The organism is Thermaurantimonas sp., assembly GCF_046299575.1.
Classification (GTDB): Bacteria; Bacteroidota; Bacteroidia; order Flavobacteriales; family Schleiferiaceae; genus Thermaurantimonas.
Genome location: NZ_JBKBHX010000001.1, coordinates 269,973 through 283,326 on the forward strand (window position 1 = coordinate 269,973; position 13,354 = coordinate 283,326).

At 46.8% G+C, this 13,354-nt stretch carries 7 protein-coding genes; 3 read left to right on the top strand and 4 right to left on the bottom strand.

Annotated elements, in window-relative coordinates:
- Nucleotides 1-121: 121 nt before the first annotated feature.
- Nucleotides 122-2,731, top strand: coding sequence for an ATP-dependent chaperone ClpB (clpB, locus tag ACK4EX_RS01100; protein WP_409768919.1), 2,610 nt, complete (start codon nucleotides 122-124; stop codon nucleotides 2,729-2,731).
- A gap of 57 nt (nucleotides 2,732-2,788) precedes the next feature.
- On the opposite strand, the gene ACK4EX_RS01105 is transcribed toward clpB, so the two are convergent.
- Nucleotides 2,789-3,301 carry a hypothetical protein gene (locus tag ACK4EX_RS01105; RefSeq protein WP_409768921.1) on the bottom strand — a complete coding sequence of 171 codons (513 nt, stop codon included), beginning with the start codon at nucleotides 3,299-3,301 and terminating at the stop codon, nucleotides 2,789-2,791.
- Nucleotides 3,298-3,942, bottom strand: coding sequence for a polysaccharide deacetylase family protein (locus tag ACK4EX_RS01110; protein WP_409768923.1), 645 nt, complete (start codon nucleotides 3,940-3,942; stop codon nucleotides 3,298-3,300). Before ACK4EX_RS01110 ends, ACK4EX_RS01105 begins: the two co-directional genes overlap by 4 nt.
- An 89-nt stretch (nucleotides 3,943-4,031) precedes the next feature.
- Here ACK4EX_RS01110 and ACK4EX_RS01115 point away from each other — a divergent pair, with 89 nt between their 5' ends.
- On the top strand, nucleotides 4,032-4,766 hold the full coding sequence (locus ACK4EX_RS01115; RefSeq protein ID WP_409768925.1) for a YdcF family protein: 735 nt from the start codon (nucleotides 4,032-4,034) through the stop codon (nucleotides 4,764-4,766).
- A 3-nt stretch (nucleotides 4,767-4,769) separates the two neighbouring features.
- Nucleotides 4,770-6,281, top strand: a complete 1,512-nt coding sequence (locus ACK4EX_RS01120) for a M20/M25/M40 family metallo-hydrolase (protein WP_409768927.1) — start codon at nucleotides 4,770-4,772, stop codon at nucleotides 6,279-6,281.
- Between the two features lie 309 nt (nucleotides 6,282-6,590).
- Here the strand turns inward: ACK4EX_RS01120 and ACK4EX_RS01125 are convergent, their stop codons facing one another.
- Together ACK4EX_RS01125 and ACK4EX_RS01130 are read right to left on the bottom strand one after the other, a co-directional pair.
- Nucleotides 6,591-6,761, bottom strand: a complete 171-nt coding sequence (locus ACK4EX_RS01125) for a PID-CTERM protein-sorting domain-containing protein (protein WP_409768929.1) — start codon at nucleotides 6,759-6,761, stop codon at nucleotides 6,591-6,593.
- A gap of 18 nt (nucleotides 6,762-6,779) precedes the next feature.
- The gene (locus tag ACK4EX_RS01130; protein ID WP_409768931.1) at nucleotides 6,780-12,758 is read right to left on the bottom strand and encodes a beta strand repeat-containing protein; all 5,979 of its coding nucleotides are present in this window, start codon (nucleotides 12,756-12,758) and stop codon (nucleotides 6,780-6,782) included.
- Between the last annotated feature and the right edge of the window lie 596 nt (nucleotides 12,759-13,354).

A 13,354-nucleotide genomic window follows, 5' to 3' on the forward strand; every position in this document is an offset into this window, starting at 1 on the left:
AACTTTATTGAATGCCAAAATGACACACCATATTACTTTTTTTATAAAAAGAGCAGTCATTTTGGCGTATATTAAGCGTTGGATAATTTCTTGTTTAAACAATATCGAAAAATTTCAAATCATGAATCTCAGCAATTTTACCATAAAATCTCAGGAGGTGCTCCAGGAGGCACGAAACATAGCCTCTGAGCGCTCCCATCAGGCAATCGACAACATACACTTGCTTCAGGCCATGCTGGAGGAGGAGAGTGGCTTTACTAAGTCGCTGCTCGGCAAGATGAGTGTGCCTGTAGCTACCGTAGAACAGGCTGTTCGTCGTACTCTTGATAGCATACCCAAGGTGCAGGGTGGCGATGTGTACTTCAGCCGCTCCATTTCGGATGCATTAAATTATGCTACTAAGGCAGCCAAGGAAATGGGCGATGAATATGTGACCCTCGAACACCTGCTGCTTGGCATTGTAAAAAGCAACGATACTGCTGCTCGTATACTGAAAGATGCCGGTGTGACGGAAAAAGACCTTTTACGTACCATTCAGGCGGTACGCGGTGGTAGCAAAGCTACCTCAGCCAGTATCGAAGACACGCACAATGCCCTTAGCAAATACGCCAAAAACCTCAATGCATTGGCCCGCGAAAACAAGCTCGACCCGGTCATTGGCCGCGATGAGGAGATCCGGCGTGTGTTGCAAATCCTCTCCCGCCGGACAAAAAACAACCCCATCCTGATCGGTGAACCAGGCGTGGGTAAAACAGCCATTGTAGAGGGCATGGCTCACCGCATCATCAACGGTGACGTGCCTGAAAACCTGAAAGATAAAGTCATCTATGCCCTTGATATGGGGGCCCTAATTGCCGGCGCTAAGTACAAAGGGGAATTCGAAGAGCGCCTGAAGGCCGTTGTGAAAGAAGTGACCCAAAGTGAGGGTCAGATCGTGCTTTTTATTGACGAAATTCACACCCTCGTAGGTGCCGGCGGTGGCGAAGGAGCTATGGATGCTGCCAACATTTTGAAACCGGCCCTCGCCCGTGGTGAATTGCGCGCCATCGGTGCTACTACCTTAGGTGAATATCAGAAGTATTTCGAAAAAGACAAAGCTCTTGAGCGCAGGTTTCAGAAGGTGCTGGTCGATGAACCACAACCCGAAGATGCTATAGCCATCCTGCGCGGTATAAAAGACCGCTATGAAATGCACCACAAGGTGCGCATTAAGGACGAGGCTATCGTTGCAGCTGTGGAACTTTCAACACGCTACATCACCGACCGGTTTTTGCCCGACAAAGCCATCGACCTGATGGATGAGGCTGCTTCGCGCCTTCGCATGCAGATCAACAGCAAACCGGAAGAAATCGACGACCTCGACCGCAAAATCCGTCAGCTCGAAATCGAGCTGGAAGCTATGAAACGCGAAAACGATGAACGCCGAATTTCCCTGATCCGCGAAGAACTGGCCGAGCTCAACGAAAAGCGCTCAGCCCTCAATGCCGCCTGGATGCGCGAAAAAGAAGCCATCGAACACATGCAAGGTCTGAAAAAACAGCTCGAAGACCTCCGCATTCAGGCCGAAGCTGCTGAACGAGCCGGCGACTATGGCCGGGTAGCCGAAATCCGCTATGGCCGGATAAAGGAAGTAGAAAACCAACTCAGAGAAGCAGAGCGCAGACTCAATGAGCAAGGTAACCGATTCATCAAAGAAGAAGTCGATGCTCAGGAGATAGCAGAAGTGGTTTCGCGCTGGACCGGAATACCTGTTTCGAAGATGCTGGAGAGCGAACGAGAAAAACTCCTTCGTTTGGAAGAAGAACTCCACAAGCGCGTAGTGGGTCAGGACGAAGCCATCGCTGCCGTGGCCGATGCCATACGACGTAGCCGTGCCGGATTGCAAGATCCGCGCCGTCCGATCGGTTCATTTATCTTCCTCGGTACAACCGGAGTGGGTAAGACCGAGCTAGCCCGTGCCCTTGCCGAAATCCTCTTCAACGATGAAAAGGCCATGGTGCGGCTCGATATGAGCGAATACCAGGAGCGCCATACCGTTAGCCGACTGATCGGTGCGCCTCCGGGTTATGTAGGATACGATGAAGGTGGTCAGCTCACCGAGGCCGTACGCCATCGCCCTTACAGCATCGTACTGCTCGATGAGATCGAAAAGGCTCATCCCGATGTATTCAACATCCTGCTGCAGGTGCTAGACGACGGCCGTCTTACCGATTCAAAAGGTCGAACCGTAAACTTCAAAAACACCATCATCATCATGACCTCCAATATGGGCTCACACCTCATACAGGAGCGTATGGAAGATATGGCCCAAAGCAACCGGGAAATCATACTCGAGCAACTGCGCGATGAGGTCTTCGAACTCCTCAAACGCAACATTCGACCCGAATTCCTGAACCGCATTGACGAAGTCATCATGTTTGCACCGCTCAGCCGCGAACAAATGACCGACATCGTGCGCCTGCGGCTCAACGAGGTGAAAAAAGTACTTGAGCAGCAGCACATTACTCTGGAATATACCGATGCCGCTGTCAATTATCTGGCTGATGTGGGCTACGACCCGCAATTTGGTGCCAGACCTGTAAAACGCGTCATTCAGAAGCGCGTGCTCAATCAGCTCAGTAAGGAAATTCTGGCCGGCCGCGTCACACCCGAAAGCGTAATCCTGCTCGACCACGATGGTAGTGACTTTGTCTTTACCAACATAGAAGTGCCCGAAATCACTGAAGAATAAAATACCTGAAACTCTACTCAGCCAAAACCTGTCACCATTATTAGGTGACAGGTTTTTTTATCGGGCATTGCAAGCCTCTCTGTGAAAAAATTCCTTGACGCGTTTCAATGCTTCAAAAGCGGCTCTTCCTGCCTTCACATCACCGTAAAACATCATTGTGGAGCATTCCGGATGCAGCTCAATAAGTTCCTCGACCGAATTTTTTGATTCATAAAAATTATTTTCCATCCAGGGATCTCTGATGCAAGCCGATCTGCGGCATTTGATGTGAAAGAAAACCCGCTCATCACAAATATCGGCACACCCGGGCTCTTGAGGGCGTTCTTCAAGATCGAAATCAACATCTGTCAATCTGAAATAGCAATGGCCATCACCTCCTGTTCCACCTCCGAGGTACACATTTCCGTAGTCGTCGATGGACACATTTTGATCCTGGAAAAATTGGTTGAAAATCCTTTTGGCCTGCACCAGGTTGGTTATAGGCTCATTTCTTGACACGCTTGATTGCGGGAAGGATTGGATGGAGAATAATACCATAGAAACAACAAGAAGCACTCTTAGTAGGCTCATTTTTCATTTTTTTGAGCAAAAGTATTTTTCAATACATCAAAGGCAAACCCTTTATCATGCAGAATGCCAAGGACTTCAGGAAGGGATTTGGATAAATTTTTAAAAGCCTTTTCGGAGTCGTGAAAGACGATGATGGAACCGTTTTCGGCATTTAGCGATACATGCTCTACAATGCTTTTGGGGGTTACTGTCTTGTCAAAATCATAGGTCACCAGATGCCAGAGCACAATCTGATACTTTTTCGACAGAAATCGGTACTGGGAGGGTTTCAGTTTTCCGTAAGGTGGTCTGAAGATCGATGTGCCGACCATTCGGGCACATTTTTCTACATTTTCAAAATATTCTTTATTATTGGTTTTGAGTCCGTTGAGGTGATTGTATGTATGATGCCCTACGCTATGGCCTAATGATGTGTACCAATCAACGGACAGTGCGGGATATTTTTCCATGTTTTGCCCGATGAGGAAAAAAGTGCCCCCTGCCTTATAGCGGGCCAATTGCTCCATTACCCAAGGGGTGATCTCTGGATGAGGGCCATCGTCGAAGGTCAGATAGACCACTTTATTATCCTCCCGAGGTAGTTTGGTGATGGTTTGGCTTAGTAAAAAACTGACCAGCCGAGGCATACGTCTGAGTCGCATGAATTTTTGGTTTGCTCAAATATCCGGTTTGTCCGATGTATTACATCAAAAAATCTTTTACGTTTGTGATGGATTAAGCGCATTCACACATGTTTGTCAAAAAATTTATAAAAGCCTTTCTGATGCTTACCCCTCTTTTGGGGATTCTGCTGCTCATCTTCTCTGTTTTCAGCCTTCGCAACTTCAGAGGAGCACGCAAATGGGTTTTTTGGCTGGTTATGTTCTTTTGGCTGGTAAGTACGCGGCCGGGTGCGTGGCTGCTGATGAAGCCTTTAGAAAATCAGTATGAAACCTTCCAGGCACTGCCCGAAGACAAACAAGATGCCTACGTACTGGTGCTTGGTGGCGGCTGCAATACTTCAGGCCACAGCGAATACGAGCGACTCGACGAAAGCGCGTTGAGACGGGTGTTTGAAAGTATTCGCATTGCTCAGATGTACCCCAATACCACCATCGTACTTAGCGGAACCAGCTGGCGTGGCACTTGTGATGTGGCTGATTACGGAATGGCTATAGTAAAAGATTACTTCCCGAAAGACCGCATTAAAATTCAATACGAATCTATGGATACGCGGCAAGAGGCTGAAGTTTTTAAGCTTCAATTCGGCACAAAAAAGCCCGTAGTGCTGGTAACCAGTGCCTGGCATATGCCGCGCGCAGTGCGTAACTTCAGAAAACTCGGCATCGACGTGATACCTGCACCCACCGACTTTCGAATAAAACCCGGAAAATTCTGGGTTTCTGACATCCTGCCATCGGCCAACAACCTGCGCATTTCAGAAACGGCTTTACACGAATATTTAGGAATTTTGTACAGCTTGTAAGAAATGAAAAAGCTGCTGCTCATTCTTCTTCTTTTAGTCATTTTATTAGCAAGTGTAGTTTTCTGGCGCACCTTGCGCTTTCGCTCACCATTAGATGACATTGCTGCATCCACCGCCCCGGTGGAGTGGAAAATAGACGCTGAAGCAGCCATCAGTAAGCTCAGAGAAGCCCTCACCTACCCCACCATCAGCCACCGAAGAGAGATGATGGACCTCGATGCTTTTCAGGGATTCCTTACTTTTCTTGGCAAGAGCTTTCCAAGAATATTCAATGAGCTGAAGGTCGATACTGTCAACGATTTTACTTTACTCTTCACCTGGCAAGGAACCGATACCAACCTTGACCCCATTGTGTTGATGGGCCATTACGATGTCGTACCAGTAGAGGCCACAACGCTCGACCGATGGGATGCGCCTCCGTTTTCAGGCGATACCTTGAATGGCTACGTGTATGGACGCGGTGCTATTGACAACAAAACTCCCTGTATCGCCATACTTGAAACTGTGGAAAATTTGCTTGCCTACGGTATCCGTCCGAAACGAACGCTACTTATCTCTCTTGGCCACGACGAAGAAATCGGCGGTGACGACGGCGCAGTGCACGTGGTAAAACTGCTTGAGAAGCGCAACATTCGCCCTGCCCTGGTACTCGACGAAGGAGGCACGTTAGGTCAGGGGCTTGTTCCCGGAGTGGAAAAGACAACCGCGCTGATTGGCACAGCAGAAAAAGGCTATCTGAGCGTCGAACTCCTGGCAAAAGGTGCTGGTGGGCACTCATCTATGCCAGAGTGGAACAATACGCTCACTGTTTTAACAGAAGCCATGCATCGGATCAACGAACAACCGATGCCTTTTGAAATTTCAGACCCGGTAAAGGGATTTATCGAATGTATGGGGCCTTATATGCAGTTTCCGGCAAATATGGCCTTTGCAAACACGTGGCTTTTTAAGCCTTTGATTTTTAAGACGTTTTCAAAGTCAGCTCAGGGAGCGGCCATGCTTCGTACCACACAAGTACCTACCATCGTTAGCGGTGGGATGAAAGACAATGTAGTGCCCAACTTTGCGCGGGCAGTGTACAATTTCCGACTTTTGCCGGGCCATACAGACAGCATGATCATCAGCCGATTGCGCTCAATAGTAGCCGACAGCACCATATTCATCCGCCCTGTAAAAGATGCTCCATACACACCCGGCAGCAAGGCATCGCCCTACGATGATCTGGTTTTTCGTCAATTGGCAGGGGTAGTGAAAACAACTTTTACAGAGGCAATTGTGTCGCCTTATTTGGTACTGGGGGCTACGGATGCGCGTCATTTCACCAGAATAAGTTCGCATGTATATCGGTTCAATCCGATTTTGCTGCGCTCTGATGATTTATCGCGCATTCACGGCATCAATGAGCGGGTGAGCATAGCAGATTACTTGGCAGCTATACAGTTTTATGCCCAGTTTATCCAGCATTTTTGTATTGACGACGGACTTTCGAAAGAGCAAGTAAGAGGTAAAATCTGATATTGATATTTTCTCCAGATCTCGCAGATTGGCGCAGAAAAAAGTATTGGTTTTAGTTCAAGTGGATGTTTTAGTTTCGGTCCAACAATCCTTAACACATTTCTCCTGCAGAACTCGCTTAAAAGCGCAGAAAAAAGTTTTTTGTTTTAGTTACTGTCAAAGTTTAATCTCAATCCCCTAAAGTATTTCATAAAAAAATCCGGGATATTTTGTTGGGTAGATCCTCAAGTATCAACGGCAATAAAAAACCCACCCTTAGCCTTAGCCAAAGGTGGGATGATGGTAAAAGCTTATTCGTGTATTGTATGCTTAGTCTTGATTGCGACGACGGCGGGCATACTCGCTGATGCCATACGTCACTCCGGCGGCTATCAATATGCCTATGAGGCCATTAATAGGCGTCGGGTTGTTAGGCATACCGGGCTGAGCCATAAGAAGGGCGGGCATCAGAGCTACCAGAGCAAAAGCTAACTTTTTCATGACGTTCAATATTTTAGGTTAGTACACAAACTTCACGGTCGTCTGTCCTTCGCGGGTGATGAGCTGTACCATATACACGCCCGGCTTCAGGCCCGGTACATTCCAGCGGGTAAGTTCACCTGTGCTGATGGTCAGCACTTCTTCAGCTATGCGTTTGCCGCTTACGTCCACCAGGCGCGCTGTCACAGGGCCGTGGAAGCCCAGTGATTTCAGGTTGATTCGACCGTCGAAATACCAGGCCTGAAGGCCTTTGATGCCGCCACGAGAGGTAATCTCATCCTGGCCTACGTTAATCTGATTATAGTGCAGTATAAAGCGATCCTTACTCATCTGCGGGGTGTGGGTGAAGGCATATACGCTCTGGCTGCTCTGGAAGGTGAAGGTCGTATTGGTCTGCTTGTCTTCCAGGGTGATTTCGACATTCGGATCGATGTCGTCGCGGTTGATGCTAAAGGTGTAGCTGCCCGGCTGGTCGTTTTCAAACCACACAGGCACACTGGCCGAGCCGCTGAATGAGGGCAGATAGTTCATCGCCAGCGACATATTCTGGCTACGGCTGTACACATTGTGCATGCCGGCGTCGTTGCGCAGCTTATAACCGTCGAGCAGCCGGTCAAATCCGTTTGTTCCATTTGTGTGGAAGCTAATCACAGCACGATCGTCGTGGCCTGTAGCAGTATTGGTCACCTTTATGCGGGTGAGCAGTTCTTGTGCTGAAGGCTTTTCGATGACCTGGGTGCTGTTAGTGCTGCGCTGAGCAATGTCAAAGGTCAGGTTTTCAGAAGCAGTAGTTCTGATCCAGAAGCCCTGCATGGGCGGTATGTACCGGCGGTTTGATGTTTCGCTGGTATTCCAGGTTACCCATCCGGTATTGGCCGCGTTTCGCACATAAATGGCAGCACCTGTGTTGGGGCCGAGTGTCTGACCATTCCAGTCATAAGATGTCAGGTAGGGATTGGACAGAAGGTTCCAGCCGTCGGTGGGGCCGTCGATGGTGGGGAAGGTCGGAGCTGCCGTATATCCTAAAAGGCGGGTCAGGTTTGCTGCACTTCCGTAGTTTCCGGTCACGGTGATGTTGCCCGGCACCGGACGGATGAAGGTACTGCCTACAAATTCGCCAAAGAATGCCACATAGCCTCGGCCGCGCTCGAAGTTCATCGTCGGGCCGGTGGGCAATTCATAATCGCCCGTGCCGGCATTCCACAGTCGGAAGGGAGATTCGATAGCGTTGGTTACATTAAACTCACTGGTGCCGTCGTGCAGCTGATTGATCGGCACGGCAAAGGGTGAGCCGATGGTGTACCAGCGACCGTTGTTAGGTCCGCTTGAGGCATTCAGATACATACGTCGGCTGATGGTTCCGGAGCCGATCACATTGCCCTCGATGAGTGAGCCATAGCCTGAAGCGGAGGCATCAAGTGTAATATTTCCAAAGAGTCTGAGAGAGTCAGCAGTCAGTGCACCACCGTTACCTACTGTAAGAGTACAACCCGATGCAACTGCCAGCATTTCCGTATTTGTAACCGAAGTAGTAATCACCGGCTGTGTAACGGTAGAATTCAGTATGGCTACCAAAGTAGTAGCAGTCGGCACATTTCCGTCGGCCCAGTTGGTGCCACTGGTCCAGCTAGATGTTCCGCCGAGCCAAACACCGGGTACCGGACCTTCAAAAGCTCCCTTTGCCGGTGCCACGGTACTGCGTGTGGCTCCGGTGAAGTCCGTAGTGATACCGCTGACCGGCTGCGCAAAGTAGCCGTTGAAGTCGGTGGGCAGAAGGTTGGTAGCGGAGGTGAAGTTGGGATTTCGGCTGATGGAGAGCTGGTCCTGACCGGTAGCTGTGCGCCAGTCAGCCAGTGTAGCTCTGTTGGATGACAAAAATCCTACATTCTGTGTTGAAAAGTAATTATTAAAATTAATAGTCGAAAACGGATTGGTACTGGTATTTATATATACTGCCCAGCGGGATCCTGTTGTTTGAGTATTGGCAATGACATTATTAATTAAGGTGTTATTTGTCGTCGAAGTATTTGAGAAAATGGCATGAGAGTTTGCAGCTGTAGGCTGATTCAGATTCAGGTTGATGGAATTAAAGGCTATTGTGTAACCACCACCAGCCGAAATTCTTATACCAATACCGTTATCAGTTTGATTGCTAGGCCAACCTAAACCTCGGATATTCGTTATTACATTGTTTGCGATAATTAGGTTGGTGGATGAAGATGAAGAAGAGAGATGAATTCCGCTTGCGCCCCACTGACCTGTATTAAAATTATACACATTTCGTACAATATTGCGGCTAATTGCCCCACCTGAATGTGCTCCGGCCACTGTGATACCTGCCGGGTTGTTATTTCCGGCATTAGCCTCAATGGATACGATATCGTTTTCGGTGACAAGCACATTGTTTTGATTGGAGACAAAGATTCCAATAAATCCGATAGTATCCGCGGTGGTAGTTCCTCCGATGGTATTTTTGGAAATTACGTTGTTGTTATCTCCGGAAGTTGGACCAACAAATGCTACAGCATGTTGAAGTTTGCGGAAGGTATTTTCTGTGACGAGGTTGTTGGAGTTTTGTTCTGCACCAACTCCTCCCAAGGTAGGTCCGCTGGAAATGACTCCGGCAAGAGTACCTGTGGCAAAACCCCCTTCTACAATGCAGTTTCGAACCACATTGTTGGATGCACCATTTCCTGCGGTGGGTGAAATCATCCATATAACTGCTGCTGTTGAAGAATTGTTAGAATTAACAAACCGGAGAAACTGACCACTACCGCTGTAGCGTCCGTCGATGATCACACGGTCAGCACCGTTGAGGCGGATCAGTCCGTTGGCAAGGTTACCGGTTATGTTGCGAACTACGTTATTATCCGGTCTGATGGTAACTGTATAACCTCCGGGAGGAACTTCTCCAATGTTGTTTAAAGCAACCGTACCGGGTTCGGTAATATCTGAAAGTACCTCAGCAATGAGGTCTCCGTTGAGTGCTGAATTATTTATTGCCTCAAATAAACCTCCGGTGCCTGTAAGGGTCGGATATGTGCCTCCGGTACCAACTGTCACTGTACCAGAAAGCGGTGTAACAATGTTATAGGAATTGATGGTACCCGTAATCGGAAAATTAGCTGACACGAGCGCTACCGATGTAGGTGTGCTTGCAAACGTACCGGAATTGATGCCGACATTCGGTGTAGGAGCCAGGTCCTGCGCCACCACAAAGTACTGAATCACATCACCTACCGACACACTGCCGCCAAAGAGCCGAGTATAGTCGATGGTGAAGTCAAAGGGCGAAGAGGTATTGGAAGCCTCGGCGAATTTCCAGCCCTGGGTGGCAGAAGTATTGTCATTGAAGTCATTTACAGGATCTGTGGATTTTTTGTAGTAAATTCTCGGACGTGTACCTGCAGTAGTATTTACACCACTCACATCGGTGATGGTGGCAAAGCCAGTTAGTACTCTTGTAGAAGCGACTATACCGTTGGATATTAAAAAATAGGAAATAGATGGCGGAGTAAGATCAAGAAGTGTGTATGATCCTTCAAAAGCTCCGATATCTGGTGTGGTAGCACTGCGAGTAGCATCATTAAAATCGGTAGTGATGGCAAATGGTGAGGTAATCGGAGCCGCACCACTTTCTATCTGGGTGGGCACTGTCGCATCAATTGTTAGAAAATCTGTACTCGATCCTACAGTACTTACAAAGGTAACATCTTCTGTGACACTCAGATTATCTCGAGGTGCCACCGTACCAGCTGTAAAAACTCCAGACTTATATGCACTCAGAGTGGTGGCTGTACTGGTGCCGTCGGCATAAATTAGGTTATTCGGACCAGGTGTACCCGCATAAAATAGGTTATTATTTGATGTAGACGCGTAGTTGTTCAGCGTATTTGCCGTTCCTGCACTTCTTCTGAAGGCTACGGTAAGACCTGTACCATTAGGTGTGGATTTATTGACGATGATGTTGTTTCGCAGGTTTAATGTGGCCGTCGTCGCAGTTGCATTTGCAGCGTGGAAGATACCGGTAGTACCAAAAGTCGTTCCTGTAGAAGTGGCCTGAATAAATACGGTATTGTAGATTACGTTGTATGTGGTATTCGTAGAGGCAGATGTAATGCTGATCCCTCGGATAGCATCTGCTACGTTGGAGGCAGGGGCGAAGAGATTCCCGACCAGATTGTTGTACACATTTACATTAAATCCTCCGGAAATAAGAATACCATTTACTAAAGCGGAAGCACCAGAATTATTAACCGTAATGTCATAAATCTTATTTCGGTATGCATTTCTGACGCCGGACGTAGTTGTACCGCTTAGTGCTAAGGCCGTTACCGTTGCATTACCCGTGCTTGAGAGAGAGTGTATCGTGTTGAGAAAACAGTTGGTAGTACCAGCACCTGTTGTACCAAAAGAAATACCCGTTATAGCTCCTGAGCTTGTGACGGTATGAACCTGATTGTTGGAAACAGTGGTGGTACCTCCGTCGAAATTGATACTAATTAGGGTGATGGCAGATGAGCCGCCAGTGATGTTGGAGATTACGTTGTTGTTTACGTTTTTCGTAGGAGAGCCACCATTGGTGTTTTGAATACCCACAAATGTAGTGGCACCTGTAATGGAAATATTTGAAAAGGTATTACCATTCATGTTATTGGTAGTACCTGTAGGATCTACTGAATTATCAAAAATCAGAGTAACAGTACCCCCTGCACCAGTCTTATTAAAGCCAGTAACTATTGAGTTGTTATTGACATTTTTTGTACCACCACTCGGCAATGTGTTTGAATTAGAAATTAATGTAACGGAGCCTGTTGTTACTAATGTTTGGTTAGTAAAAGTATTGTCGCTGATGCTCTGGTTGAGGTGGGTACCTGCATTGATGATGTAAGTTACCGCACCGGAAGCTGTACCCGTGTGCCCAAAAAGAGAAGTAAAGTTGTTATTGTTTATGTTTAAAGTAGAAGTTGCTGTGGCAGTCGTAGCCTCACAATTTATTCCTTGTAAAATTGCAGCTCCGGTGCCTCGAACAGCAATGGAGTTGTTGTTAATGTTGTTTGTAAAAGTGCCGATAGGTGCAGATGAATTGGCCATTGCAAATATCCCACGTACCGTACCGGAAGATACGGCAGTAGAGCTTTCGATGCTGTTGTGGCTAATGGTGTAGCCATTGGTATTGCGCACGTGGATGCCATTCATCGTACCGCTTACCAGGTTAAAGGATGTGAGCTGAGCAGCAGTTCCATAGTTGTTTATGGTATTGCCATTTGCGGCAGACCCACCGATTACCATTCCGGTATTTTGGTCGGCAGCGGCTGTGGGGCCAATGACCACGATGCCTTGATTGACATTTGAAATTGTGTTTCCGATTATTGTCAGGTTATGGTTTCCACCGGTAGGTCCGGTAGCAGTGGCTGAAACTGTAACTGCCGTAGCTGAGTGGGTGGAGTTGGAATAAATACCGAAAGTATTCGTGTAAGTGCGGTTAAGGGAGATAGTATTGTTTTTTATTGTGATATTTTGACAGCCGTCGGTTGTAGTCACATAGAGAAGGGCTATACCCCACTCTGTCATATTGTTGCTAGTGGCTGGAGTGTTCACCGTGTTGGCAGAATTCTCCTGAAGAACAAAATTTTCGATGGTGACAAAGTCAGCACCAATTAACTTAAAAATAGCATCAGTAAGTGAACCGGTGGCTTGAGGGTTTGGAGCGGTGACGGTGTTTCCGAATCCATTGAAGATAATAGGATTCGATGCACTTGCTGTTGTTAATACCGCAGAACCTGAACCTCCGATTACGTACCCCCCGGCAGGAGCAGTCTGGTTGGCTGTGACATTAAAAGTTACACCACCAGTACCGACACCATTTGTATTTAGGTCGGCAATAGCAGCTGCTAAGTTGGCATAGTCTCCCGGTATGTTTTTTATGCCTGTGAGCTGCGCATGTAGTATCCATGAAAGTAGGGCCAGGAAGGCCGAAAGGTAAACTTTTTTCATGAGGAAAAATTTTGGCTCAATGTTACAAAATGATAAATAGTATTCCAATGGCAAACTTGTTAAAATCCTCGATTTTCTTTACGAACTTTTTTCTCTTTGAAATTTTTTCATTTTTATTACATACTGATTATTAGTTCCTACTTGCCTGAAGATTGCGGTTGATTTGGAATATATTTTTAAGTTTTTTCTTGTTAATTTATTTGAGTAAACCGAATTTAATTTTATTTACAATATTTTAAACTATCAGCAGTATAATGAATTACAATATTAAAATCGCATTAACAACAATGGAAATTCGATCAAGGAATTTTAAAAAAAAAATTCAATTGGGCCGTTGGGTATTCTGATCCTTCGAACTAAAAAATTGTGCTTAGTAAAACGAGCGCAAAACGATGTTTTGTTATTTAATCAATCAAGTGCACAATTTTTAATAAGAAGACAATCTAAATGTACTGTGATTCAAGTTTTTAAAGATTTTTTTATACAAATCGAAATTCCGACTGATTCGAGAATGCCTTATATAGAAAAACAAAGATTCAAAATGTGTACGGGTATTTTTTTACCTTTCGCCACTTTTTCAAATGACCCTAAATCGG